The organism is Saliphagus infecundisoli, assembly GCF_020177375.1.
Classification (GTDB): Archaea; Halobacteriota; Halobacteria; order Halobacteriales; family Natrialbaceae; genus Saliphagus; species Saliphagus infecundisoli.
The window spans coordinates 1-25,492 of the sequence record NZ_JAIWHV010000033.1; the positions used below are offsets into that span (position 1 = coordinate 1).

The 25,492-nt window shown below is 54.4% G+C and carries 21 protein-coding genes and 4 pseudogenes; 9 read left to right on the plus strand and 16 right to left on the minus strand.

All coding sequences use genetic code 11. The features are described from left to right. Nucleotides 1-125: 125 nt before the first annotated feature. Together LCF40_RS20160 and LCF40_RS20165 are read left to right on the plus strand one after the other, a co-directional pair. Nucleotides 126-656: pseudogene (locus tag LCF40_RS20160) on the plus strand (mechanosensitive ion channel family protein); the annotation flags it as partial. A gap of 226 nt (nt 657-882) precedes the next feature. After that, complete coding sequence (locus LCF40_RS20165) at nt 883-1,938, plus strand: mechanosensitive ion channel family protein (protein WP_224829951.1); 1,056 nt, start codon at nt 883-885, stop codon at nt 1,936-1,938. Between the two features lie 132 nt (nt 1,939-2,070). Here the strand turns inward: LCF40_RS20165 and LCF40_RS20170 are convergent, their stop codons facing one another. The 9 genes and pseudogenes from LCF40_RS20170 to LCF40_RS20210 all read right to left on the minus strand — a co-directional run bounded on the left by LCF40_RS20170 (nt 2,071) and on the right by LCF40_RS20210 (nt 10,676). Continuing rightward, entirely contained in the window at nt 2,071-2,229 is a 159-nt protein-coding gene (locus tag LCF40_RS20170) for a hypothetical protein (protein WP_224829952.1), read from the minus strand. A 132-nt stretch (nt 2,230-2,361) separates the two neighbouring features. Further along, nucleotides 2,362-2,637, minus strand: coding sequence for a DUF3006 domain-containing protein (locus LCF40_RS20175; protein WP_224829953.1), 276 nt, complete (start codon nt 2,635-2,637; stop codon nt 2,362-2,364). Beyond that, complete coding sequence (locus LCF40_RS20180; protein WP_224829954.1) at nt 2,637-3,794, minus strand: ComEC/Rec2 family competence protein; 1,158 nt, start codon at nt 3,792-3,794, stop codon at nt 2,637-2,639. The genes LCF40_RS20175 and LCF40_RS20180 overlap by 1 nt, the downstream gene beginning before the upstream one ends. A 179-nt stretch (nt 3,795-3,973) precedes the next feature. After that, entirely contained in the window at nt 3,974-5,023 is a 1,050-nt protein-coding gene (locus LCF40_RS20185) for a YihY/virulence factor BrkB family protein (protein ID WP_224829955.1), read from the minus strand. A 477-nt stretch (nt 5,024-5,500) separates the two neighbouring features. Beyond that, nucleotides 5,501-5,761 (minus strand): HalOD1 output domain-containing protein, encoded by a 261-nt coding sequence (locus LCF40_RS20190; RefSeq protein WP_224829956.1) that lies wholly within the window; start codon nt 5,759-5,761, stop codon nt 5,501-5,503. A 126-nt stretch (nt 5,762-5,887) separates the two neighbouring features. Further along, nucleotides 5,888-6,605, minus strand: a pseudogene (locus tag LCF40_RS20195) (transposase); the annotation flags it as partial. A gap of 311 nt (nt 6,606-6,916) precedes the next feature. Then, nucleotides 6,917-7,891: a deoxyhypusine synthase gene (locus LCF40_RS20200; protein ID WP_224829957.1), complete on the minus strand. Its 975-nt coding sequence runs from the start codon at nt 7,889-7,891 to the stop codon at nt 6,917-6,919. 414 nt (nt 7,892-8,305) lie between these two features. Next, complete coding sequence (locus LCF40_RS20205; protein WP_224829958.1) at nt 8,306-9,214, minus strand: DMT family transporter; 909 nt, start codon at nt 9,212-9,214, stop codon at nt 8,306-8,308. Between the two features lie 163 nt (nt 9,215-9,377). Beyond that, the gene (locus tag LCF40_RS20210; RefSeq protein WP_224829959.1) at nt 9,378-10,676 is read right to left on the minus strand and encodes an IS4 family transposase; all 1,299 of its coding nucleotides are present in this window, start codon (nt 10,674-10,676) and stop codon (nt 9,378-9,380) included. Nucleotides 10,677-10,790: 114 nt separating this feature from the next. On the opposite strand from LCF40_RS20210, the pseudogene LCF40_RS20215 reads away from it, so the two are divergent. The 3 genes and pseudogenes from LCF40_RS20215 to LCF40_RS20225 form a co-directional block, all read left to right on the plus strand. Next, nucleotides 10,791-11,578, plus strand: a pseudogene (locus tag LCF40_RS20215) (ISH3 family transposase); the annotation flags it as partial. Nucleotides 11,579-11,686: 108 nt separating this feature from the next. Next, nucleotides 11,687-12,036, plus strand: a pseudogene (locus LCF40_RS20220) (ISH3 family transposase); the annotation flags it as partial. Between the two features lie 538 nt (nt 12,037-12,574). Next, a complete protein-coding gene (locus LCF40_RS20225; protein WP_224829980.1) occupies nt 12,575-13,459 on the plus strand; it encodes an IS1595 family transposase in 885 nt (294 codons plus the stop codon). Between the two features lie 41 nt (nt 13,460-13,500). Here the strand turns inward: LCF40_RS20225 and LCF40_RS20230 are convergent, their stop codons facing one another. Further along, a complete protein-coding gene (locus LCF40_RS20230) occupies nt 13,501-14,307 on the minus strand; it encodes a TrmB family transcriptional regulator (protein ID WP_224829960.1) in 807 nt (268 codons plus the stop codon). 192 nt (nt 14,308-14,499) lie between these two features. Here LCF40_RS20230 and LCF40_RS20235 point away from each other — a divergent pair, with 192 nt between their 5' ends. Then, nucleotides 14,500-15,123 carry a small multi-drug export protein gene (locus LCF40_RS20235; protein WP_224829961.1) on the plus strand — a complete coding sequence of 208 codons (624 nt, stop codon included), beginning with the start codon at nt 14,500-14,502 and terminating at the stop codon, nt 15,121-15,123. Nucleotides 15,124-16,441: 1,318 nt separating this feature from the next. Here LCF40_RS20235 and LCF40_RS20240 read toward each other — a convergent pair. Then, nucleotides 16,442-17,746, minus strand: a complete 1,305-nt coding sequence (locus LCF40_RS20240; protein ID WP_380684161.1) for an IS4 family transposase — start codon at nt 17,744-17,746, stop codon at nt 16,442-16,444. A 1,356-nt stretch (nt 17,747-19,102) separates the two neighbouring features. Between LCF40_RS20240 and LCF40_RS20245 the strand changes: the two genes are divergently transcribed. Continuing rightward, on the plus strand, nt 19,103-19,525 hold the full coding sequence (locus tag LCF40_RS20245; RefSeq protein WP_224829962.1) for a TRAM domain-containing protein: 423 nt from the start codon (nt 19,103-19,105) through the stop codon (nt 19,523-19,525). A 67-nt stretch (nt 19,526-19,592) separates the two neighbouring features. On the opposite strand, the gene LCF40_RS20250 is transcribed toward LCF40_RS20245, so the two are convergent. After that, nucleotides 19,593-20,153: a TATA-box-binding protein gene (locus LCF40_RS20250; RefSeq protein ID WP_224829963.1), complete on the minus strand. Its 561-nt coding sequence runs from the start codon at nt 20,151-20,153 to the stop codon at nt 19,593-19,595. A gap of 195 nt (nt 20,154-20,348) precedes the next feature. Here LCF40_RS20250 and LCF40_RS20255 point away from each other — a divergent pair, with 195 nt between their 5' ends. After that, entirely contained in the window at nt 20,349-20,645 is a 297-nt protein-coding gene (locus tag LCF40_RS20255; RefSeq protein WP_224829982.1) for a PadR family transcriptional regulator, read from the plus strand. 66 nt (nt 20,646-20,711) lie between these two features. Here the strand turns inward: LCF40_RS20255 and LCF40_RS20260 are convergent, their stop codons facing one another. From LCF40_RS20260 to LCF40_RS20270, 3 genes are all read right to left on the minus strand, one after another. Next, nucleotides 20,712-21,689, minus strand: a complete 978-nt coding sequence (locus tag LCF40_RS20260) for a DUF7983 family protein (RefSeq protein WP_224829964.1) — start codon at nt 21,687-21,689, stop codon at nt 20,712-20,714. Nucleotides 21,690-21,852: 163 nt separating this feature from the next. Further along, the gene (locus tag LCF40_RS20265) at nt 21,853-22,659 is read right to left on the minus strand and encodes a hypothetical protein (RefSeq protein WP_224829965.1); all 807 of its coding nucleotides are present in this window, start codon (nt 22,657-22,659) and stop codon (nt 21,853-21,855) included. A 204-nt stretch (nt 22,660-22,863) separates the two neighbouring features. After that, a complete protein-coding gene (locus tag LCF40_RS20270) occupies nt 22,864-23,259 on the minus strand; it encodes a hypothetical protein (RefSeq protein WP_224829966.1) in 396 nt (131 codons plus the stop codon). 663 nt (nt 23,260-23,922) lie between these two features. On the opposite strand from LCF40_RS20270, the gene LCF40_RS20275 reads away from it, so the two are divergent. After that, entirely contained in the window at nt 23,923-24,141 is a 219-nt protein-coding gene (locus LCF40_RS20275) for a helix-turn-helix transcriptional regulator (RefSeq protein WP_224829983.1), read from the plus strand. A gap of 710 nt (nt 24,142-24,851) precedes the next feature. Here the strand turns inward: LCF40_RS20275 and LCF40_RS20280 are convergent. Beyond that, nucleotides 24,852-25,415, minus strand: coding sequence for a sugar O-acetyltransferase (locus LCF40_RS20280; protein WP_224829967.1), 564 nt, complete (start codon nt 25,413-25,415; stop codon nt 24,852-24,854). Between the last annotated feature and the right edge of the window lie 77 nt (nt 25,416-25,492).

The window sequence follows — 25,492 nt, forward strand, 5'->3', positions numbered from 1 at the left end:
TGTTGCTGATCTTGATCGTATCGGATAAAATTGAACGTCACGGATGAATCCTTACGCTATACAGGAGTTTCTGCTAGATAAGGTCTACGTCATGTGAGTTCTCTGTCGATGTTTCTTGGACAGGCTCTGGTGTGTTCATTATTCAGGATGAACCGTTCACGACTGGTGATTGGATCGAGTGGGATGGGAATTCGGGTGTGGTGCGAGAGGTCCAGCTCCGGGTAACGAAACTCGATACGTTCGACAACCAGCTTGTCACGGTACCCAACAGTGACCTTGCGAATGCAGCCCTGGTCAACAACGAGGCGAACGACACACGCCGTATCTCGGTCGGATTTGGAATCGGCTATGACGACGATATCGAACAAGCCCGTCGGGCAATTATCGACGAGGGGAAGCTGACCGAGGGGGTGCTCGCCGATCCCGTCCCGACAGCTCCTGTGACCGAACTGGGTGACTCTGCAGTCGTGCTCCAGGGCCGGATTTGGATTGATACCAATCAGAGTAGTTATGGTGCCGTCCGCGCTCGCTTTGTCGAAGCAGTCAAACAACGCTTCGATACCGAAGGCCTCGACATGCCCTATCCCAACACCGAGCTCACCGGAGACATTACCGTCACAGACTCAAGCACGATTGAAACGTCTGCTGGCGACTGACGAAGCGAATTTCCGGTCAATAAGTTAGCTGTCGGTTATTTTCATATCCTTCGCTCGATTGCAATTCCTTCCCACGTCGATATAGTCGGGCGTATTTCAGAGTGAATGATACCGATAGAACGAGATATATGTTGGTTAATCACCATAGTCTTTACTATAGTTGGTATGGACGTTCCAATTGCACCCACCACAGGTTAACCTAACAGGTGGGTGGTACGGAGAAGACATGACATCACCGACACCATCAATCGCAGTAGCTAGTCGCACCGTGTTGCAAATCCAAGTGCCGGATTATCTTCAAGACACCGTGGCTGATATCGTCGGGTTCATCCCAGCGATTGTCGGTGCGATCCTCATCCTGTTGATCGGGTGGATACTCGGGCGCATTCTCGGGCGGGTCGTGACCCGGGTTCTCGAGCGGATTGGTCTCTCGACCTATACGCGTAATACGCCGGTAGATCGAGACGGTGGGATCGCGAGCGCAATAGGGACATTGATCGCGTATATCGTGTATTTCTATGCCGCACTCGCGGCGGCGGATGTGCTGGGCATTTCGATACTATCGGAATTGTTCTCGGAGATCGGAGCATTTCTGCCGCTCATTTTTTCGGCAGCGATCGTCCTCGTCATCGGGTTCATTATCGGGCGAACCGTTGGTGATCTCGTTGCACAGATCGTCGATGGGTTTGGATTCTCGACGTACGCACGAGGAACTCCTCTCGAGGATATCACGCGGTCCGCCGGTGGGATTGGCAACGCGATCGGGAGTCTCGTCGAGTACTTCATTTATTTCCTCACAGCACTTGCTGTCGCGGACATCGTCCAGATACCCGCGCTATCTGAGTTGCTGAACGACTTTGCTGCCTTCATTCCGGCATTAATCGGGGGCATCCTTGTCCTGATTGTGGGTGTCTTTCTCGCTGACCGTCTCGAGGAGATCGTGGCGAATACGGATCGGAGCCGTCTGACATCGCTGGCTGGACTCGGAGTGAAGTTGTTCGTCTACTACATCACCATCACGATCGCTCTCGACACAGTCGGGTTTGCGACGGGCGTCCTCACAACGTTCTTCACCGCAGCAGTTACAGCGTTCTTCGGTGCACTGGGTGTAGCGCTCGCACTCGGCATTGGGATCGGAGTCGGCTGGGGAAGCAAAGACTACGTCGCCGAGAACATCGACCGATGGGTCGCAAACGCACGGGGAAGTGTCTCGGAGCTCAACAACGAACCGGACACTGGGCCGAACGATGAGTTTGACTCATCTGGACCCACTGACGACTGATAGAACAAAAGGGCCGACGAAGGATCGATAGCACCCACACTTCTCTCAATTTCTCATCCACCGCTTTCGACCGCGCTGCTACTCCTCTCTCGTAGCGACCGGAAAGAAGACGTTGGGAACGATAGGGTCGGACTACAGCCCGATGTTGCCGCTACCCAGATCGCCCAGATCGAGCTGCGAAATCAGCTGTTGGCGTTTTTCTTCCGGCATGTTCTCGATCAGGGTCTGTAGGTCGTCGACGTTGACCTCTTGGGGATCTGGTAAATTTGAGCTCATTGGTGAAACCTCCACTCTCGCGAGACGATACCGAGGCGCTTAATCGTTATTGTGATATTGTGTATTTTCTATCCAATCACCACTATCTTTCATTCGAGGGGTATAGAAAGACCTGTTCGTCAGCTGCATCCGAACAAAATTGCGCCCTCACTCCCGCTCAGAGAAGTCCGACGAAAGACGATCAAATCGGTCTTGGATGGATTTCCGCCGAGATTGGGTCACATCAGGCAGATACTCCGCGGTCTGAAGCGACCCCTCTTCTACTGAAACTTCTAAAACGGCTCCTTCCTGTTGGCCATCCTCTGGAAGTCGCTCGATATTGACATCCAATTGCTCGACAGTCTCGCCGTCTTCTTCCAGTAGCAGCACTGCTATCTGTCCATCTTCGATGCGATCCAGGGTGGCGGTGTATGTCTCACTCATTAGGGTGTTACTGGTGGTGCATCCATATGAATCGGGGGTGCGATCTGCTCTTGGGATTCTTCAGCTGGTTTCTCCTCGAGGAGATCCTCGGCGTCAGTCGAAAACTCGTGTTCGGTTTCGAGCGTGTAGTCTCCTCCATCGCTCGTGAGCACGATCGTTCCGTGAACGCCGGTCCAGTATGTCTCGATCTCCCGGGCCGCGTAGTCTTCGAGGACCGATTCCGAGGGATGGCCGTACTGGGAGTCGTAGGCACTCGAAATGATAGCTACGTCCGGGTTGACCTGATTCATGAACGGCTCTGTTGAGGATGTCGATGAGCCGTGGTGGCCTGCTTGATACACATCGGATTCGAGTGCGGCCCCATACTCGTCGGCCATCCGTTCTTCGGCATCAGCCTCCGCATCGCCAGTGGTGAGATATGAGAACTCGCCAAACTCGATTGTGAGTGAGATACTGTTGTACTGTTTGTCCGATCCCGAGTCGCCTGCTGGTGGATTCAAGACATCAACAGTCGTGTCACCAAACACAAAACTATCGTTCTCGTCGACAGTCAGTAACTCGACGTCGTGTTCCTCGATGGCATCGAGATAGCGCTCGTACGTTTGGCTCGTTGCGGTCACTCCTGAATCATAGACGGCCCCGATCCCTTCTCGTTCGGTTTCGTAGTACTCGATGATCGCGTCGTGACCGCCGATATGATCGGCGTCCGCATGGGTCGAGACGAGATGATCGATTCGCTTGACGTTCTGATTCTCGAGATACGCAATGACGTCTTCGCCCCCTTGTCGCCAGTCGCCGGAATCGATCAGCATCGTCTCCCCAGAGGGTTCGATGATCAGTGTTGCATCGGCTTGCCCCACGTCGATATGATGGATTTCGAGTTCACCATTGACTTCGTCCGAGGGAGCGGTTTCGTTCTCTGAAAGGTGTGTCTCATTCTCTGACGATGGCGTCTCGTTTAAAGACTCGTTGTCGTTAGACTCAGCAGGAGTAGAAGTCGTATTTGCTTCCTCTGTCTCGGTAGTTTCGGTAGAGTCAGGAGGAGTACCGGTGTCTCCCTCATCAGTTTGGGGTGTCGCATCCTGGCCGGCGCTATCCGCACAACCGGCGAACAGTAACAACACCGCAACAAGCGCAACGATAACGGCCTGCCTCATGAGTGCTGATAGGATGGACTCCCACATGGTCGTTTGGAAAGGGGTGGGTCTATCGCCTGAACGGCCCGTTCACGCCTCTTATGACTGCTGATAGGGATCCGCGTGGATATTCGGAGGTTCTCATGAGGAAAACGGCCTACTAGGAAAACCGTACGATGAGGGAGCTATGAACTAGTCTGCTAATCCCTATGAGTTGAGCTCTCCGAGTGCCACCTGAGTCGGACCTCATGCGTTGTCTCCTCCTCACCGTCTCGAACGCCTTCGGCAACGGAAATTGTCTCTTGAGGCGTCGTCCGGGGGCCGGCCATCGTTTCGTCCAGTTGTCCGATCTCCCCAGAGTGGCCGGTAAGGTCGGTCTGGAGCTGCTGGAGATAGGCCGCGAGTTCATCGCGACTCATCTCTGCATCCAGTAGTGTCGGCTCAACCGGAGTGCGAACGATATCGCTTGCCCGGTCGATGACGACAGCGTTCACGACTGCGCCCAGAAGGAGGATAACCCCGCTGAAATATAACCATGTGACCAACAAGAGGATACTCGCGATCAGATTACTCGAATCACCGCTGAGGGAGACATACACTTGGAAAAGTACCTGCAAGACTGCCCACCCGATGGCTCCGACGAGTGTCCCCGGAAGCACGTCTCGTGGCTCGACGTCAATATCCGGGAACAGATAGTACATCGGGAAGAACGCCACGATGAGACCAACGACGAGCAAAAGCGGTACGACAGCTCCGATGAACGAAACGAATGAAAAGAGCGCAACAACGCTGGTCGCCGCGACCATCGCAACAATTCCAAGCGTCAGTGTCAGCAGCATCAACAGCCCTTTTTTGATCTGACCAACGAACGAGTCATGAGCGACCGTCTCGTAGATCTCCGAGAACGCGGTATCGATCCCCCGAAACACTTTGAGAGAACCCCAGACGAGCGTGAGGACTCCGATAATGGAGGCAGTGACGGTCGATCCAGAACCAGCATCCGACTGTTGTTCGATCATCACCTCAATGACGCCACCAACCGATGGAGAGACGCTATCGGTCGTAATATCGATCACTTCTTGTTGAAGTTCGGGGGCGCCGAACGAAACGACGAGAAGTACGAACATGATCAACGGGACGAGCGAGACGAACGCGCTGTAGGCAATGCTCCCCGCGAGGAACGTGACATTTTTCTCACTGAACACTGTTTTGGCCATTTTCGCCTGTGATACGGCCGACTGGCGGTCCATGGGGCTCGTCTCTTAGTTCGAACAATAAATCGGTAGGTTGCACTTGGCTCGTCTTCAGCCGGATGGTTACCCCGCTCTTTGCTGGGCCCCCGGAAGTCATCGGTCAACGACTAGTAGAAACGAACAGGACTGCATACATGAGGCCTCTTCTCCTGAGTCAATACCCCTTTTCCGGCAAGCGTCTCTTTCTGATAATCATCGGCCGATCAATACCTAATGGAGCTATGTATTCATAGGGCCGGTCACAAGTCATTGGTCGCGTCGCAAAGTCCGCTAGATTTTGCTCCCGATGCCAGAAACATGCTTTAGCCGATGTCCTACGACGCTGTTTAAACGTCGTGCACCCGTTGCATACGATTTTGAAGGAGTGAGAGGACGGACACCAGTCGCTACAACACGAAACTATAGACTGCTTTGCGACAGATCAAAAATGACTGCGAGGAACCACACCCGGCTGACATCCGTGAGAACGGTAGTTCACGAATCCTTGACTACCACTGTTGAATCAACGAGGTCGATCGTATATCCATATGCTGTAAATGAAATTCTGGCTTCTACACTATCTGTAACAAGCGAATCGAGAGATTGGGGATCGAGGTACTCATAGAGCGGGGGTATGGCCTTTACGTCTGTGTTCTCGAGGGCTGCAATCGTATAGGCGACCGCGACACTTGGAAGTGTTTGTTCCCAGTTGAATTCCTTTTGATATACCTGACTCTGATTGCCTGAAGAATCCATATTAGTTCGGCCACACCCCTAAATAAATTTCTTTTGGCCAAGTGAATAATAATTCCGTCTATCAGCAATTTACAATAAATTATCATGATAATTGTCCAGAGAAGAATAGGTATCGGATGGTATTATGTGGGCGTCACCGATCACGTAGGTATCGGAGTGGGTGACGGCCAGATGACCGTCCACCCCCTCCGTCTCCTGATATCGTCGTAGATCGCGTAGTCGTCAGTACAGAGGATGACGCTTCCATCGCCGTACTCGGCGATATCCTCGTCAGCGTCTTGCAGATCTTCACAGACGAGAAACCGAACTCATCCGCCGGAGCGACGGACGAGTGTCAGTACTGGCGGTTTGTCTGATTCGAAGGTTCCGCGCCCCTTTTTGAGAGTCCGCGCTCGCGCGGACTCCCATCCTCGTCTTCGAGTCCTTTCTCACCAGCTGTGACGTAGACCTCGTCAGCTTCGCACACGTCGTAAAGGTCGAACTCGTCGATATCACCGCTGACGTCCTGGACTTTGTGGACGAAGTTGAGAACGGCTTCGTAGTCTCGATCGAGGTCCCGAGCGATCTGAGCGGTCGGCTCAGATCGCATCTCCTTGACGATGTAGAACATCTCTTCGAGTCCGAAGCGATGCTGCCAGAAAATCGTCTTCGTGAGGTCGCTGAAGTATGTCTCACACGCCTTGCACCAGTACTGCTGAGCGTCCTTGTCGGTCGTCCCGCGTTTGACGACAGCATCTTCCCCGCAATGGACACACGTCACCGTCTCGCCGAAACGGGCGAGACGGAGACGTTCAAAGCATCGATCACGTGGTGGAAGGAAGACCCGGGCAGACACCTCGTCCATCGTTGGTCGGTATGTGATCCGCCAGCGGAATTGGTGTTACGATCTATCGAGGTGAGCGTCGTGTTGTAGATCCTGTTCGAAAAACAATATTGGGCCGGATTCCACGGCCTTAGAAGCGATTATAGCATTTATTATCCCAATTCACCAACAAAATTATTATTTTTGGACAGACTCAGTAGCGACTGGTATCCGCCTCTCTCCTCCAACATCGTATGCACCGGGTGCACGGCGTTTAAACAGCGTAGTTGGAGATCGGCTGAAGCATGTTTTTGACGTCGGGAGCAACGTCTAGAAAACTCTGCGACACGACCTCATTGTTTGAAGGCATTAGCGACGATTAGCGGAAATACGAGTGTCGCTTCCGCTTCAACTTGCGTGTAGTTCGTATCATTATCTTTGATTTTTCCCCACGACACTGCCTCGTTCGGTGGCGCACCCGATAGTGATCCATCACCCTCGACACCGGTCGAAATGTATACGACGTAATCCGCACCGCCCCTGAACAGGTTTGTCATAATAGCGTGATGCTTTGGAACTCCACCACCTACTGCGAAGAGCCCGGTCTCGTCTGCGAGCAGTCCGTTTTCAATGAGCGAGTCGTAATCATCCAGAATCTCGATACCGACCTCAGAATCGTGACTCTGACGGTAGTAATAAAGGAAATTCCCCACTTCAGCATCAGTCAGGGCCGGGCAATAGACGGGAACGTTGTTGTCCGCCGCCTGCTTTAACACCGAGTCTTTGTCGTCAAGCGTATGTCCTAGTTCGCGGGCAAATGCCGTTGGCGTACGAATCTTCTTCTCTGAGAAGAATTCCTCAAAGAATTCATACAGATATTCCTCAAGCCAGACGTATCGATCTGATGGAACGAAAATATTCCCTAAGCGGTTGATTCCTCGCTCTCGAAGATCACTCTCGTCTGCGTTCCATTCGCCCATCTTAAACGGCTTTGCTGTTTTGATGACATCCTCCGTTAGCGACCCAGATGTCGTAATAAGGACGTCAACAAATCCTTCGCTCACCAAGTAGGCGACGACTTCTCGCAGTCCAGAGGAAACAATGTTCGAGGTGAACGTGAGATAGATCGTCGCATCTGCATCCTGCATTCGTTCGGCGATGTCGATCGCCTCTGCCAGCTGAGTAGCTTGAAACCCGGTCGTGGCGTACGATTCCAGTAAGTCCCCAAAATCGAAGGGGCCACGGAAGTCGTAGCCCCGGACGTCAGGGGCATCGATAGTCTCGTCGCTCCCAGGAACGACTTGATCGTGAGTATCGTCTTTGGTCACATTCACCATCTTGCATCTGCCAATTTGAATAGCCCGAAGTTTAGCCGATCACGCCAGTGACAGCATATACTCATAGGGTCGGATGTAACTATTTACCGATCGATCGTACGACCGTATTGCGATCGGCAGTGCAATGACTTACATCCGACCCTATCAGAGAGCTGCTCTTATGGAAGCCGTTCCAGCGCGTCGTAGAGAGTGTCGATCTCCTCGCGGTGGTCTTTGATAAGGTCCTTGATCGTCGCTACCGGCGACGATCTGCGGGGATTGGACAACGTCAGAAACGGGCAGTAAAGTCGGTTTTGCCAGAACTCACGGTTGTCCTGACTGTCGAAGCTGGCATCAGCCAGTGCAGCCTGGAGTTCGTCGGTGTCGTACTCTTCTTCGTGCCACCATCTATAATTTAAAATATGATCACATTCTTCTCATGATTGGAATTAATTGTTTCACCAATTTCTGTTTGATAAGGAGAAACCCACCGAATATCGCGATAAAACCGGTGGCAGTTGGGAGATCTACTAGCCGACCGAAAATCACCCAACTCAAGAGCGCCGCAGCAACGGGCTCGAAATAGCCGATGAGATTAATTTCTGCTGGACCATGCTGATCCAGTAACTGGAAATAAAGGAGAAACGCAACTGCTCCAGAAATAAGACTAAGATGGGCCAGTGAAACGACCGCAGAGGGTGTCCATTGAATCGCTTCCAAATGTTCACCTGTTCCGACCCCAACAATATGGAGCAGTCCTGCACCCAGAAGCATCGCCCATGCTTGCATACTCTGAACTGGCATCGTGGTTCGATAAGGACGAGTAAGAACGGAGCCTAACGCAAAAGCCGATGCTGCAAGGAATACTAAACCGCTCCCAAGCACACTAGTTGTAATCATAAGCAAATCAGCCGGGCCAGCTATTAGAGTTACACCAATGAACCCAAGGATCAATCCAACGATACGCCTCACAGTCAAGGATTCATCCAATAGGAGTGTCGCGAACATCATGGTAAGAATAGGCCCCAAACTGATGATAATTGCTGCCATGGTTCCAGAAATATATTGTTGCCCAATATACAAAAACGCATGATGGCCTCCGATGATGAACGCACCTGCAATCAGAATAACGAGCCAATCTTGGTGAGAGCGAGGTCGCCAGTATTCGGTAGTTATCATAGCAAACACAAGGATCGCTGCTCCAGCAACGTAGTATCGGAGTGCTGCGAATATAATTGGTGGAAAGTAGGGAAGTCCTGCCTCAATTGCAACGAATGAACTCCCCCATAATAAACCCAAAAGGATGAAAGAAAGGCCAGACCGAATCCGGTTCATGAGGGTATTCTTCAGAAATCGCTTATCAATTTACTGGTTTGAACGCTCCTTTTACTATCTCGGCGGTTGGGCAAGACTGGCGTTTCAGACTCAGTACTTCACGAAGCCGGTTAGTTGAGACGTCTGCTTGCTGACGTTGTGCCTAAGAACCATCGGTGTTCGGTTAAGCACTGGGTGGTCTCGTGAAGGCTTCAGCCACTCGTTCGCTGAGTAAGAGGCGTGATTTCTCTGGTTGACGAGCGTCACGGAACATCAATTCCGACAGGTTCGGCGGTGGATGTCCGAACGACTGGGCCAAATCTTCGAGGATGAGCTGGGCGAGAGACCGCAAGGTCCTCGCCCAGCGTTCCCGCGGAAACACCGTCTCGGGAAACAACTCCTGAAACATGCCAAGCAAGGCTCTGCTGACCACAAGCGTCAGCAGAGCCGCCACAACCAGCAGTTCCACGATCGCTGGATCGCTTGTCTGGAACTTCTCCAGCCCGTACACTGATTTCAACTCCCGAAACAGCAACTCCACCTCCCACCGCAACCCATACAACGCTGCAACCTGCCGTGGAGTGAACTCATCGGGCAGATTCGTCACGTACAGATGGTAGTCGTCGGTGTCCTCGTTGCGGACACCGACGACGCGGAATTCCATCGTGCCGGTTGATTGGTTCCCAGCGTACGCCCGTCGCTTGAACGTGATCTCCACAGTCACGTCCACGATCTCACGTCTGAGATCTCCCAGAACGTCCTGGAGACGGCGGTTTGGCAAGGAAATGGCGCGACCACGCCATTTCCGCCGCTCTCCGACGATCAATGGATTCGCGTTCGACTTCAACCGCGTCAGAAAGACTCCGCCGTTTTCCTCGATCAACGCGAATCGGCGGAAACTGTAGAAGCCGAGGTCGAACAGCAACAACCGGCCTCGCAGCCAGCTCCCCGTACGGAGCTGGCTGCTCTCCTGAGTGCGCTCATCGGTGAGCTGGAACTGTTCGAGGCTCTGTGTAGTGGCGTTATGGACGAGATGAAGCTTTGCGCCGGACTGATCGGAGTGAGTCGCGGGAAACTCGCTGAGGAGCCGATGCAACCGGAAGATGGTTGCATCGGCGATCAGCACTTCGCGGAACAACTCGAACCGTGGAGCGATCGTGTGAGGAACCGCGACCTCCTCGAGAGCGTGCTCGAGGAGGTCGCTCAACAATGTCGCAAGTGCTGGTGTGAAGCGGTCGTAGAAGCTGGAGCGAGCAACAGTCTGGTTGGTCGCTGCGGAGTAGGCTCGCTGAAATCCGGCGATGGTACGGGCTTCGCCGTCGACGGCGAAGCCCATGATCAGCGTCCAGACGAGCACCGTGATGTCGATTGTGCGTTTGCGCTGAACGACATCTCGCTCGTGCGCGATGTCTTCGATAAGCTCTGCTGGAAAGAGAGAAGTCAACCGCCGTCGAATGAGGTCTGGGGAGAGTTCCGTTAGCACAACCTCTTCCCACGCGGTCTACAACGATAACGTCATCAACAGAGCGGAGTCTCTTGGTTTCTCAGCTTAACCGAACACCGATGGCCTAAGAACCCACAGCAAGCAGACGGTGAAATCCACGAGGACCAGCTTCTTAACTTTCTCGTCAACGTTCTCGCCGGCGCGTTCTCGCTCGAACTCGGCGAGAACGCTGAGATTGATTCTGAAGAGATCTTCGAGGTCCTCGTCGGCGCGACCGCCGACGGGACCTCGATCTCCTCACTCTGCAAGAAGACCGACGGGTCACCCTCCGGTAACGACGTCCTCCACCATCTACGCACCAAGTTCGACCTCGAAACCGTCGAATCGACAGGCAACACGCCCCTTCAACAGGATGTCCTCGAGACGCTTCCCGAGCAGGTGGAGGTCGTCGCTGACCTCCACCTGCGGCCCTACTACGGTGATGAAGACGAAACGGACGGTCTGTATCACTCCGAGGCCAAGCGTGGAACGACTGCATTCCACGCCTATGCTATACCCTCTATGCACGCGTGAACAACAAACGCTACACGCTGGCGGTGCGCCGTCTCACCGACGGCGATACCGCCAGCGACGTTCTCGCGGAGTTCCTTGGACTGCTCAACAGCTTCGAGTTCGACGTCAAAGCGGTCTATCTCGACAGCGGCTTCTACGACGGCAAGTGTCTCACGTTGCTTCAAGCGCACAATTTCGCGTACATCGTCCCGATCATCAAATGGGGCAGCAAGATCGAGGCCGAACTCAACCAAGGGTGGAGTCGTGAGATCTCTCACGATCTCACGACGTCCTATGGAGACCACGAGTGGACTGTCGAATTCCCCGTGATGATCGATTGTACGTACAAGAACGGACGATACGATGAGAACGGGGTGGCGCGTCACGGCTAGAGTGCTCTGCGCAACGTTTGAACATCCAGTCACGGAGACCGGGGCCCAAGGGATGACGAGAGGGAGTTTGCACATCTGGAACGCTCAAAGGTTACGCCAACCACTCACGCCGTCGACGCGCCGTTTGTCGACGAACCACGACAGGCTCGATCCCATTACAGCAAACGGTTCGGGATCGAAGCGAGCTATCGGCTTTCGGAGTCAACGCTGATCTCGACAACGACGAAAGATCCGATGAGACGGCTGTTGTTCGTCGTGGTCAGCCTGCTGATCCAAAACGTCTGGCGGTTCCTCCCTGGGAGTACGTGGCGACGCCCCGCCGTGGCGGGCGTCGCCTCTGGTGGTGGCCCTTTGAGGAGTTCGTCGATATGGTAATTCGGGCGGCGTGGACGGCCCTCGCAGCGCGTCGGGCCGTCCCCGCAAACCGCCCACCGGATGACCGATTCCACCGATAACTGGTGACCGAGCCCGCCCTGCCGATCAGTGACAACACCGTCGCGTCGGCGGCTGACCGCCGCCGACTGCGACGCTTCCTCGTCTCCTGACGCCGAGATGGATCGCTGGAGCACATGTCCAGCTCAGATTCGTCGGTAACTCACGCTTCAGCGGCAGTGAGCTGAGGACGCTTTGTGAGGTACTGAGACTGATTCACGAACCTCGTCGTAAGGGCTAGTGACCCGAACAGGAGGTAGGTGCGGGTTTTTCAGGCCATGCATTCTGGGAACACCCTACTCGTTACGGGGCGTTAGCAGTCTTGTTCACCGCTGAAAACGAGAGGCCGCGACGACTTCGAACCAATCCATGCTACTCATCCATTAAAGAGATGGGACTATCATATTCTTTACTTGTTCTAATTCACAAGCAGTGAAATAACGGGTAGACAGTGTAAAGGTACGAGATAAAGAAGCTCGCTCTTGTGACGGAGATTGTTGACGGCAAGAGTTGTGACTGAAAGTCGAAGAGGGCAAGGGCACCGCGCCAGCGGTGCCCGATATGTTCCCAATAAGCCGGTTCGTGTCGGAATCGGCTGCAGCGGACCTGCTCCAACAGGTTCGCTGGCGTGATGGCGTCGAATGCCCCCGCTGCCGTTCTGACCGCCAGGTCAGAAACGGCAGCTACCGGGTGTATCAGCGGTATCTGTGTAAGAATTGCGGTCGAACGTTTAACGACAAGACTGGGACGATCTTCGCCCACTCGAAGCTCACGCTCACAGAGTGGTACTTCACGATCTACGTGTTCTTACGGTTCAACACGAGTATTCGCCAGATCGAAGCTGAACTTGATTTGTCGTACAGGACGGTGAGACGGCGTGTCGAGCGCTTCGCCAGAGCGCTCGACGCGCCTTCGATCAAACTGTCCGGACCAGTCGAAATCGACGAAGTATACGTGTCTGCCGGCCTCAAGGGTCGCGAGCGCGACCAGGAGTCGCGCTCGCGTGGCCTGTCCACACGCGGACGAGGATCGTACGACGGCGACAAGCCACCGGTGTTCACGTTGGTCGATCGTGGCTCGGACGATCGACACATCGTTCCAGCGAAATCCGCCGACGAATCGACTGTGCGACTCCTGCTTACCGACCATAACCAGGAGTCGCTGACCGTATATACCGACGGATTTCGGGCGTACGACCCGCTAGAGGACGACGACAACTTCGACCGCGAGTACGTCGTCCATAGTGACGGTGAGTACGCTGATGGCGAGGTACACGTCAACGGCTGCGAGAGCCACGCGTCGCTGACGCGACGGTGGCTCTCGCCCCACCGAGGTATCTCGAAAGACAAGCTAACACCCTATCTCAGAGCCTTTCAACTTCGTCGTGAACTCTATAGAAAACCAGGTGACGAAGCACTCAAGCATGCTCTTGACGCTGCGCTCTGAAAATCAACAACGTGCTTCCCATGAGCGAAGAAGCTAGTGAGTTACATCGTTTCTGGAAGCGGCTCAGCCTCCCGCCAATACCTCGTGAATTCGTCTTTCAACTCTTCAATAAGAATGTTTTCGTTTATATGAATCGTTCCGAGGGGCCGTGACCGCGCAAATGGATCAGTTACGTACAGGTACAGGTCACGCTGATCGATCAGATCAAAGTTTGCTGTGACAGCTGAATGGATCCGCGTTTCGACCGGGGTCGTTTGATCAGTGTCACGTAATAATTCCAGTAGTTGCTCTCCCTCGCCGGACAATCCCTCGGACAGGAGAATCTGAACGTCAATCGAGCCATTCTCTAATGAATCCAACCAGCTTTGGAGGGGCTCTGTAACGTTTAGAAATTGGTGGGCTAATACCGAATCACCGACAATCAATACTTCATCAGTGGCATCCGAAAAACGCTCGATTTGAGCGTGGACGAACTCAATTTCGGTGTCATGCGATCTAGTTTCCCAAAACCGTCCATCGGTCGGTGGCTGATTGCCAAGTTGTGAATGAAGTTCCGCTGCGACGTTCTCGTAACGAGTTCGTTCGATCTCGAGGTCTCGTTTTCGGTTACGTAGTAGACGATCGATCGCCATCTCGGAGTCGATTGGTGAGTAGACTCGCGGATGGCTTTCCGGATTGCAGTGGACGAAATCGCGCGACTCGAGTCCATTTAGCACATCATAGATCCGTCCCATCGGGACGCCGCTTTCATTAGATAATTCCTCGGCAGTAGCTGTTCTCACGTTAAGCAGTGCTCTATAGACCCTTTCCTCGTAGCTTGATAACCCGAGATCCCGAAGCGATACCATACTGAGCAGAGGTGGGTGAGCTAAATAAATGATGGTATTGTTTCTCCCCCACCTTGGGCTATCATAGTAGATCTCAGTTCCCTGGGCCCGATCGGCACTAACCACAAATAGAAATAGTAAATAAATATTTAGGAAGTGTCCTAGTATTTGGGTGGTGATATATGTGGTGAAAGCGTATCGGTAGATGCACTTATGAACCGAGAACAGCTCACTGACCTCTGGCGTCGATTCGTCCCAGTACACCCGTTACCCTGGGGGCTCGCGATTGGAATTGGTTTGCTGATTACTCTTGCTGTTGCTGCAAGCACTGATTTGCTCACTCTCCCTACGCTCGAATCCGAGAATGTAAGCGAGTTCATTCGCCAAGCCGACGGGAACGTGCAGTACATCATGATTTTCGTAATGGCAGCAGTACCCGTACTCGAAATTCTCATTGTGATTCCCATCGGGATCGGGCTTGGGTTGAATCCTTTTGCAGTAGCTGCATTCGCCTTTCTTGGGAATGTGCTCCCAATTTACGGAATTATTGTTCTCTACGAACGGCTGAAGACGTGGTGGGAGGACTGGACTGGCTCGCGCTCTGATCCATCAAAGCAGAAAAAACGAGCACTGGTGTTGTGGAACCGCTATGGTCTTCCTGGTCTTGCGCTCGTCTCGCCAGTCGCGACCGGCGTCCATTTGGCTGCGGCTCTCGCCCTTACTGTTGGATCGAGGAAACGCTCCGTCGCAGTGTGGATGACTGGTGCTATCGCTCTGTGGACGATTCTGCTCACAGCGGGTACATACTACGGAATTGGGTATATTACGGGACTATGAGAAGATCCAGAACGCAGGTCAGTTAGTTGATCCACCGCGTAACATATGCACTCCGATGTAACGATCGGATTTCTCGCAGTAAGCCCACCTCAGTGGCCCGGCGCGACGCCGCTGCTCGCGATCGGCAGAGAACATGACAGGCAGCGATAGCCCCCATCTCCTGCAGGGCACAGTCCGCCTCCCCCACCAGTGGCCCCGGGAAGGACTGTGCGCATGTGTGTCAACGCCGAAGGTTATAGTCGTGGCGGTAATTCGAAATGACTCACTCACGAGTAGAACGGGCAACTCCATAAGTGAAAAGCCTGTTCTCGGGACGCTAACCATAGGTAGAGCCGATAATGTTGGTGTCCTCGAGACACGAATCGGCGTGTCTGCTGAGGGAGTATCCTAGTCGAGATCTGGATGGCACTTTTCACAGAGCCACTGGGTGTCTTCTCCCGCCTGCCTTTTTCAAACGCGTTCAACTTGGGTCCCGCACTGATCACAACGTGCTGCCATAGGTCACTCGTGATCTCAGGTGAATATCACTCCACCGCCCTACGGAGTGGTTTTCGCTTCTTGTCGGCTCTCTGTCTACAGTGGTCGAAACGTCGAGTGAAGTGGTTGAGTCCCTACGGTGTCAGTCGATCTCGTGAAAAGTACAGTGCTGCTTTATCCTAACTGAACTTTGCGACGCGACCCACTCCTCTGCGAAACGGGTGGTGACGTTCATACCAATCGCCACTATCCCGCTTCAACTCCTTTGATCTACTGCCGTACCTCGACACCGCTTAGTGATTCATAGGGTCGGTTACAACGATTTACCGTTCGGTCGCGTCACCGTGTTGCGATCGACGGTGTAATGACTTGTGACCGACCCTATCAATGGACCCGATTTCCCGGCCGGAATGGGTTTAGTCGTCGTCGCTACGGCGGGTACCGACGCGTCGTGCAATATCGCTCCAGAATTCTGTCCACCATTGTGGGCCAGAACGCAGTCGCGATCCTTCGATTTGTTCTCGTTCAGTGTCTTGATCAGTGTGAGTTGCCATTGTAGGGCTCTCGATTGGTAGCTGCCAGTTAGTGACCTGGCGGTATAAGTACCGGGTCGGTTCACCAGATGAATCCAATCGAGAGCCCGATTGCGAGGAGACAGAGCCCGACAATGAGCAGTAATTGCGTTACTAGGAGGAACGTAGCGTAGCCCGCGATCACCGTCTCATTCTCATCAATCCACGTGCCGTAATCCTGGACTAACTGCTCGAGCCATTCCCGGTTAGATGCCCGTTGTGCGAGCAATTCTTGACCGTGTCTTGGTTGAGTGCCCATTGGTCTTTAGCTAAGCCTCAACAGTCGGTTGGATGGTGGTAGCGAGCTGTTCCTGGAGGATTGGTCGTTGCTGGTGGATCTTCTGAGCGTCGTCGATCAGTCGCTGTAGCAGTGGTGGCGGTGAGTAGGCGAGATATTCCCTCAGTTCACGGAGGATGAGCTGGGCGTGCGACCGGAAGGTCGCCGCCCAGCGCTCCGGCGGGAACACCGTCCCTTCATCAGCGTGTTCTCTGACCAGACCAAGCAAATCACGGCTCACGACCAACGATAACAACGCTGCGTACAGCAGAATCTCCACGATATGCTTCTTCGTCGTGTCGAACTCATCCAGTCCGTACTGTGTCTTGAGTTCGCGGAACAGCAACTCTACCTGCCATCGACACCGGTAGATCGTCGCGAGATCAGCTGGGTAAAACTCGTCTCGAGAGAGGTTCGTGATGTACAGATGGTAGTCGTCGGCGTCCTCGTTGCGGACGCCGACGACGCGGAACCGTTTCGTATCCCGTGACTGCGTCCCCTCGTACTCCCTCCGATCGAACTCAACCTCGACTTCTACGTCGATGTACGTGCGTGAGAGATCGTCTACGATGTCGAAGATTTTCTCGCCCTCCAAGGGGATGGCGCGACCGCGCCATCCTCGTAGTTCATCCGTCACAACCGGGTTTGCGCTCCGTTTCAACCGGCTCACGAAGTAGCCGTCGTTCTCGTCGATCAACGCGAAGCGTCGGTACTTGAAGTACGCAAGATCGAAGATCGCTAGCCGTCCTTCCAGCCACGATCCCGTCTCAAACTCTGTACTGTCGTGCGTTTTCTCGTCTGTGACGCTGAAGCGTTCGACCGTCTGGTCGGTGACGTTATGGAGCAGGTGGAGCGACGCTCCAGCCTGCTCCTCATGACGTGCTGTGTACTCCTCGGAGAGCAACTCGTGCAACCGGAGAACAGTTCCATCAGCGATCATCACGTCTCGAAAACGGTCGAACTCCTTAGAAACAGTGTGAGGGACAGCGACCTCGTCGAAGCCGTACTCGACGAGGTCGCGGAGGTACTCTGCGAGTGTCGGCGTCAACCGCTGATAGAACCCTCCCGGAGAGAGCGACTCGTCGGCAGTGGAGTTGTAGCTGCGTCTGAAGGCTGCAAGCGTTCGGCTTTCGCCCGTGGCGAAGCCGAACGCGAACGACCAGACAAGTGGTGGGATCTGAAGCTTCCCCTCGCGCTCGACCACGCCGACCGAATCGGCGTGGTCTTCGAGCGCTTCAGAAGGAAGGAGGTTAGTGAGACGACGTTCAATATGACGTGAGGAGGCTTTGGTGTACACAGCTATCGCCTCCTCATTCCTTCCGAAAAGATGTCCCGATAAGCTGCCGCTGTCATGCGGTTCTTCGCTTAGCTAAAGACGGATGACCCCTGGTGTTAGATGCAGGAGTAGGTCGTGCACGTAGATGATAGATACCATCAGTCATAGTAGTGTTGATGGCGACCCGCCGAATTTCCCACGAATCTAGGTCGGGCTGCCACCGTAGGGCAACTCAGACCGGAGGACGATTCTCGCTTTTAGTACTCGCGGCTACAGAGCCTTCCAGGTCTCGTGTTGGTGCTCAGCTTTGCACGTTGATCTGACGACAGATTCCCCGTCTAAACATCCCCGAGAGGACGTCTATTGATGAGGTTTCTCAGTAGGGAACCAACGAGCTGTTCTTCGCAGGAGTGAGTCTCCTGTATTTTCGCAGCGGTCAGCGCGTCGTCGAAGTGGTCGGTTGCTCACGTGACCTCGAGATACCTGTTCAACAGCGAGTCTACTCCTGGTTCGACAAGTTGAACTGTAGGTCATCTACCGTGAAAAGCTGAGATTGAGGTTTTCATTGAGAAAGAGATGAGCACCGTTCCGACACAGATGAAACTCCGGTGTAGATAGTCGGTCCGTCGTACGTGTCTCATTAGCGGGTGAAAACGCCAAGATTATGGGTTAACTCTGGAGGGCGCTATCGCCACGACTATAACCCTCCACGTGAGTCACCTACATGCGCGTCCCTGGTCGTCATGGTAATCTAGGGGCGTGTCCTGTACGTACTCGGGGCGGGATCTCCCCTCCCGTCCCACCCCATGCTCTCTAGTTGATCGCGAGCAGCGGCAGTATCAAAAACGTCGCCCCTGGTTCACATAGGGGGTGGGACGGGACGACGAACACGTTATGCGATGTCGACCTCTGTGATTAACACTCTGGACCAGTTGCGGTTGATACCGGTTTCAGTATATGTTCATCAAGAACTGCGTAGAGGCTCAGTTTCGCGAGTGTGATTTGATCATCGAATCCTGACTTCCTTTGATAAGGGAACGACTTCTGTATAACTCCGCTTTGTGGCATCTGGCCCGGGATGCGAGAGAGAACAGTGATTTACTGTACCCGACAGACTTATTACCTTTCATGACTGTTATTTACATGCACGGATCCACAAGTTGCGTCGCATTCACACACTACCGTGCACCCTACAGGCGGACCTAAGCCATCCGCCTGTTTTTGCTGCTGATCATCTCTGAACTGCGTTCGTTAGTGTCCAAGAGGTGGAGCTGTATCGACCGACCTCCGCAATGGTTCGGTTTCCGAGATGACGCCCTGTGGTCACCAGTAGACTCAAGGTGATGGTTGGATGAGAATCGAATGGAAGATTTCAGTATGGAGGTACCTGAAGAGTTGCTCTGTCTGTTCAGTGCCGAGGTTGAGGCCGATGGCGACTCGTATCGAATCGAGATTCCTGCTCGAGAGGTCACCGAGGGTGATCTCCAACTAGGAGAGGCCTATCGCGTCGCACTGCTTGCATCTGATTCTGATTCTGGCTCATCAGCCCATGAGACGACCGGGCAATCATCCGAATCCAGTGCACGTGATCCACCGATTGCAGAGGGTGATCGCCGGATCGTCGATATCGACGATATCGGCAAGCGAGGGGATGGTATCGCCCGTGTCGAGCGGGGCTACGTGGTCATCGTTCCGGAGACCGAGATCGGCGACCGGGTCAAGATTGAAATCGAGAACGTCCAGGAAACGCTCGCCTTCGGCGAGGTCATCGAACATGTTGACCCCACCGTCCACGAGTGACTGATGGGGCTTCCAAGCTAGCGAACCCTCTCGGCTAGCGAGGAGTCCATCTCCGAGTTCACAGATGCTACTCGAGCAATCCAAGATCGTCTAATCGTGCGTGAACCGCAGTAATCGCATCCTCGGCATCGCTTGGCTGAGTTCCACCGGTGATGACGAGTTTCCCACTGCCGAACAGCAAGACGACGACGTCCAGTTCGTCGGCCCGATAGACGAGTCCGGGGAACTGTTCGGGTTCGTACTCGACGGCCTCCAATCCGAAGCCGATCGCGACTGCGTTGAGATTGAGCGACGTGCCGAGATCACCGCTTGTCACGATGTTCTGGACCGTAACGTCTGGCTCCTCTGGGACATTAAGACCCAATCGACGAAGTTTCTCGAACGTCTGCCCGACTGCTGTCGACAAGTCCTCGACTGACGAAGCACCGGTACAGACGATCTTCCCTGAGCGGAAGATCAGTGATGCAGCTTTCGGATCGGTCGTTCGCGAGACAACCCCTGGGAATTGATCTGGCTCGAACGAGGCGCCGTCGAGATCGTCCGCAAGCGACTCGAGATCGAGTTCCTGGTCGATGCTCGTCGACCCGACGACGTTCTCCGTCGAAAGTGTCTCTGTAAGGTCTCCCATCCCTTTTGATAGGGCTGCCTGGAACCGATATTAATCTGCTGTTGTACGGTAACCGCGTTCCCGCTCGGTCCGCAAGATGTGGCTTGGTGAAACACTCCGTTGTGGGAGATAGTCAGCTGAATTCAGGTGAATTTGGCTAATCTGACGGTCAAGATCGAGTGTATTTATTGGTAGGAGAACTGAGTCGCGAGTATGTTGGCCGATCTGACCGGGTTTCAGCGTGACCTCTTGTTCGTCCTCAGCGGGTTGGGGACGCCGAGTGGAAGCGAACTCATGAGCAAGGTCGAACAATCGCAGGATCGACCGGTCCTCCATGGGCGCCTCTACTCAAATCTAGACGACCTTGTCGAGGCAGGATACATCGAGAAGGGGGAGCTCGACGGACGGACGAACTACTATGCACTCACCGATGAGGGGTACGAGAAGCTCCGGGCTCGCCACGAGTGGGAGCAGGAGCATCTCGAGGCGCCGTCAACTGCTGACGCCGACTAACGAACACAGCCCTGTTACCACCTGTTGAAGGGTGTCAAAACGGCAGGGGCTGTGACTGGCTGGTGACTACGAGGTCCCGATCTCCGTTCCCGGACTGAACTCGGTTAGCTGCTCAATCCGCTGTTCGAGCTCGTCGACTTCCTCACGGAGGTCCTCAGCTTCAGGCTCGTCGCTCAATGCGAGCTGGTCTTTGAGTCCTTGGAGCCGGCTCTGTTTGGTTTCCTCGTCGACGTCGGCTTTGCGGACGTACTCTCGCTCGTCGATCTCGTAGACGGCCGAGTCGGACAGTTCGGTCACGTCGAGTGCTTCGTCGACCTTCTCTCGGTCGACGGCCATGACGCGTTCGCGAGCGATACCTTCCTCCTCGAGGACGCGGAGCACTTTGTCATCGTCCTTGAGCGAACGATTTCGACGGGTCGTCCGCTGAACCGACCCGTACTGGCCGTGAACCGGCTGGTCATGGTGCAGCCGGTCGAGGAGGATCTCTCGGACCTCTGTGCGGAGATCGCCTGCGTTGCGTTGGACGTCCGAGAGCAGCGTGTAGAGGTTGATGAGTACGGGCGTCTCCCACTCGTCGAACGCAGCGGGGTCATGACGTTCGAGCGTATCGATCAGCAAGAGCATGTCGGCGTAGACGTCGAGATCCGGTTCGGTCCGATCCTGGTCGCCATCACTCGACGGGGTGGCCCCGGTGATGAGCTGGGAGGTGGTCGGCTCGTCGGTTTCGGTGAGCGTCTCGGCTCGCGTGTCACACTCGTAGCGAGGATGAAGGCTCAAGACGGCAGCGTAGGGTTCGGCATCGGGCGGAAGACGCTGGAGTTGGAAGGTGCCGCTGGCGTCGGAGATCCGGTCGGCCAGCGTTGCGAACTGGTCGCGTTTGAGGGGTTCTTTGTCGCCTGCCTTGGTTTCCGTAATCACGATGCGGTGCTCCTGGACGTCGGTGATCCTGAACTCGGTCTCTGTGAGCGGGGTGACGAGGGTCGCCTCGTCGTCGAGGGCGTCGCACTCGTCGAGGAGCGTATGCCAGCTCGTTCCAAACGGCATAGCAGAGTGTGGGGTCTGGGGACCAAAACATCTTGCTTGTGACGGTAGAGTGGCTGATCTGACCACTCGATTTCGTCGGGGAGTGTTCCGTCCTCTTTTGAGACAGATCTCGCGTTACATTTGGGTGCGCAGGTGGCGACATAGCGATCTTCGGGTATCTCCGTCAGAAGAGCCCGATAATGAATCCGAGGCCCATGATAGTGAGGACGACGGCGGAGAACATGGGAAGATAGGGCGTGTACCGCTCGACTCGTTCTTCGGAGTGTTCGTAGCCCGCGATCAATAACATCGTCAGGCCAACGATTCCGAGGATAACCGTAAGTGCATAGGCGGTCATCAGTTCGAGGCAGTATGGCGAGCCAGCGCAGAGGGCGATGATTTCAAACTCTTCTTCGTGGGCGAATCCGAGAACGAACGCGAACCACGCGATCCCGAGGAGGCCGCGGTCCGCCGAATCGTCAAGCGTATCGTGGGAGTGCTCGTGCCCGCCGAGAAACGGAATCCACACGGTGAGCCGACTGAATCGACTCTTATCGTTGTGCTCATGTGAGTGCTGGTGTTCGTCCTCGTGATCATGCTCGTGCTCGCCACTGTGTTCGTGGGAATGATCGTCGTGACCGTGTGAGTGGCCGTGGAAGTATTCACGGATTCCGAGCGCGATGAGTAACACGCCAGCGACGAGACTGACTGGCCCGCCGATTCGGACGTCTCCGAAGAGCACGACCGGTTCGTTGACCTGTGTGAGGTTGAAATAGGATTTCGCGTAAAAGAACACTGCCACCATCGCGATGCTACTGACGAGGTGGCCGACGCCGATGATGAAACTCGCAGCAAAGCCGTAGAGCCACTTGTTCGTCTGGTCGAGCGCATACGAGGCAGCCACGGGCCATCCGTGTCCGGGTTCGACTCCGTGGACCGCCCCGAGAGCAATCGCCCCGGCAAAGAGTCCGAGATTGTCGAGATACACCATCCGTACGGCGATATTCCGAAGACGATCGGTTTATGGATTGTTACTACCGAATCGGTGGAATCGTCATAACACGGGGCTCAATTCGAGAACAAGCGTCGATATCTCTACTACGAGTGGAAGAAAATGTGCCGAACTCATCAACCACACATCGTGTAGTGCCCGTGGAGACAGTACTGGGGGTGCACTACCTGCGATCGGAGCGCCTCAGCACATCATACTCGTCTGTTCAACGAGTCGCTTGCAACGGATAGAGATGAGTCCAACCGGCATATCGTCTGCGGGAAGATAGACATACTCGCCGTATTCGTCGTCAAGCAGTGATTCGATAAATGCCGGCTCGTCGGTTCCCGTCACCATGACGAGCGGGTGAGTGGGGTGGGACTGCCGAAACTCCTCGTACAACGTGGGTGCATCAGCGACCTCCTCTGCGACGATCGCGACGACACAGTCTCCGTTAGTGACAGCGTCGGGATCGGGATGGGGGGCAAAGCTAGTGATCGTCTTGACGGTAAGACCGGACGTGTGGTCGATCAGTTGGTCCGCGATTCGCGTCCCGTTCCGGCCGACGGTCGCGAGTGTGAGTTGCACCGGTCCATCCATAGAGCGCGTAATTCTCTCCAGATGCTTGTATACGGGCCTTCCTGGGAAAGTAATAACCAATGGATAATAACATGTTTTCTTATTGTCAATTAATTAAAACTGTTACGAATTCAATGCAGAACGAACAGGGCGCCTTATCACCTGCAAGCGGCCTCAATGGAGCTAAACCTCTATCTGACTTGGCCGGTCCAACGGGAGAGGTAGCCATATAACCCACACATCTATTACTTTCCCCTGGTTACTCCCTGAGCGCACGACCCGATCTGAAGGCACACGGGACCAGAGGGTCGTGCTGCCATTCAGAGGCACACCACCGACGGGCGGGCCACCACCGCCCGCTCGTTTTCTGGAAGCAGTCAGAACCACGGAAACTCGTCGCCCCGGATGCACATAGGGGGTGGGTGGGGCAACGAGTGCGATATGCGATGCCGACCCGAGTGGTTCCAAGGCCGACACTATACCCATATCTCCAATGCCCATTAGTAATGGGTCCGAACAAACGAACTGAAGTGACCATTTAGAGTAAGATATAGTTACCACGGCGATCTAAATGGATCTAACACAACTTGGCGACTGTCTCGAGATCGGAATTGACTTGCAGTATCGTGGGAAAAGAATACTATACTAACTCATATGCAAGAGTCGAAGCAGAAGTTAGCAGAGATGCCTCCGAGTTCCAAGCTTGTGTATATCGTACTGCAACACGAGGAAGCATTGACCCAGAAGAAACTGGCTGAAGAGACGCGGCTTTCAAAACGTACGATTCGGTATGCATTGCAGCAGCTCGAATCAACTGGGCTGGTTGAAGAAGACATCTACATTCGAGATGCGCGACAGAATCTGTATCGACTATCCGAATCGAACTGTACTGCATGTGGGTAGAGAGCAGCATATATCGATAGATCCGATTTCAACGGAGAACGCCGGGGGCGGCCTATCAGTTGGGTAGCTGTTGAGTCAGCGTGTTGAGCCAGAGTGGACGACTACCGACGCTGCCGGTCCGAGCTATGAGATGCAAGATCTGAGTCTGGTAAATCCGATCGGGCTGGGTTGGGATTCAGCCCGATCTAAAGCCCTTGCAGGTGGCACAGCCCGGGGAACGGTTGGACAGGCTAACCCAGGCCGTGCAAGCAAATAACACACGTGCGGGAGTATAGATCTGATGTTTCCCATCGGACAGTAGGGGGTATGACTGTCGTTGATCGCACTTGGTCGAAACAGGTAGGAGTCAAGAACGACACCCTGCCCGATCGGATGTCCGCTGAGAGAGGGCATGGTCCCGTCATGCCAGACGGTCCCCTTGAGAACCGTGCCCTCCGATTATGAACTTTCGAGGAAAATAGGTCTGTGGATATGATACTCACTCGTCGTCGATCTAATGGACAGGAACGGGTGAGGTATGGGACTCACCTGACCGAGTACGTACAGGGCACGGCTGGGACGCCGTGTATGGCTGATAAGCGTCAGCCGTGCGGATGGCCATCAGCCGCGAAGACGGATAGATGTGGGGATTTGGACCAAGAGGGGAGACAGTGGACCCAACACGTCCGCACTGATAGTAAGCGTCTCACCACGGAGGGATTCTCGAAATATCAATTTGTGCCCAGTTCCTTGACGACGGTCGCTGGATTGCCTTGTACGACGACCTCTGTGGGAACATCTTCAGTCACGACCGCGCCGGACGCGATGACGCTGTCGTCGCCAACAGTCACACCGGGATTGACCACAGCCTGTCCACCGATCCAGACGTTGTCACCAACTGAGACTGGCTTCGCGTACTCTCGGCCTTCGGTTCGTTTGGATGCGTCAAGCGGATGCGTCGCCGTGTAGATGTGGACACCAGGTGCAATCATGCAATTCTGACCGATCTCTACGCGGCCCGCATCCAAGATGACGCAATCAAAGTTCGCATAGAAATTCCCCCCAACGTGGATATTGTACCCGTAATCACATCGAAATGGGGGCTCTATCTGACACTCATCGCCCACTGAGCCAAAGAGAGCTTCTACCAACTCCTCACGGTCGGCTTGGTCATCTGGCATCGTGTTGTTGTAACGCCCCGTGAGTTCATGCGCACGGTTCCGGTCAGCCACGAGTTCGGGATCAGTTGGATCGTACAGGTCCCCACTCAGCATTTGTTCTTTGTCGCTGCTCATGGTCCCACAGAATGTCCACCGTCAATAGGAGTTGGCGATAACGCTTCGGCTAGTTAGCTCGGCTTTGCACGTTGAAG

Excerpts from the sequence above, each read along its gene's own strand:
- LCF40_RS20230 (WP_224829960.1), bottom strand. The coding sequence starts at position 14,307 with ATGGTATCGCTTCGGGATCTCGGGTTATCAAGCTACGAGGAAAGGGTC.
- LCF40_RS20180 (WP_224829954.1), bottom strand. The coding sequence starts at position 3,794 with ATGAGGCAGGCCGTTATCGTTGCGCTTGTTGCGGTGTTGTTACTGTTC.
- LCF40_RS20235 (WP_224829961.1), top strand. The coding sequence starts at position 14,500 with ATGAACCGAGAACAGCTCACTGACCTCTGGCGTCGATTCGTCCCAGTA.
- LCF40_RS20225 (WP_224829980.1), top strand. The coding sequence starts at position 12,575 with ATGTTCCCAATAAGCCGGTTCGTGTCGGAATCGGCTGCAGCGGACCTG.
- LCF40_RS20245 (WP_224829962.1), top strand. The coding sequence starts at position 19,103 with ATGGAGGTACCTGAAGAGTTGCTCTGTCTGTTCAGTGCCGAGGTTGAG.
- LCF40_RS20190 (WP_224829956.1), bottom strand. The coding sequence starts at position 5,761 with ATGGATTCTTCAGGCAATCAGAGTCAGGTATATCAAAAGGAATTCAAC.
- LCF40_RS20250 (WP_224829963.1), bottom strand. The coding sequence starts at position 20,153 with ATGGGAGACCTTACAGAGACACTTTCGACGGAGAACGTCGTCGGGTCG.
- LCF40_RS20260 (WP_224829964.1), bottom strand. The coding sequence starts at position 21,689 with ATGCCGTTTGGAACGAGCTGGCATACGCTCCTCGACGAGTGCGACGCC.
- LCF40_RS20185 (WP_224829955.1), bottom strand. The coding sequence starts at position 5,023 with ATGGACCGCCAGTCGGCCGTATCACAGGCGAAAATGGCCAAAACAGTG.
- LCF40_RS20265 (WP_224829965.1), bottom strand. The coding sequence starts at position 22,659 with ATGGTGTATCTCGACAATCTCGGACTCTTTGCCGGGGCGATTGCTCTC.
- LCF40_RS20165 (WP_224829951.1), top strand. The coding sequence starts at position 883 with ATGACATCACCGACACCATCAATCGCAGTAGCTAGTCGCACCGTGTTG.
- LCF40_RS20275 (WP_224829983.1), top strand. The coding sequence starts at position 23,923 with ATGCCTCCGAGTTCCAAGCTTGTGTATATCGTACTGCAACACGAGGAA.
- LCF40_RS20205 (WP_224829958.1), bottom strand. The coding sequence starts at position 9,214 with ATGAACCGGATTCGGTCTGGCCTTTCTTTCATCCTTTTGGGTTTATTA.
- LCF40_RS20270 (WP_224829966.1), bottom strand. The coding sequence starts at position 23,259 with ATGGATGGACCGGTGCAACTCACACTCGCGACCGTCGGCCGGAACGGG.
- LCF40_RS20280 (WP_224829967.1), bottom strand. The coding sequence starts at position 25,415 with ATGAGCAGCGACAAAGAACAAATGCTGAGTGGGGACCTGTACGATCCA.
- LCF40_RS20175 (WP_224829953.1), bottom strand. The coding sequence starts at position 2,637 with ATGAGTGAGACATACACCGCCACCCTGGATCGCATCGAAGATGGACAG.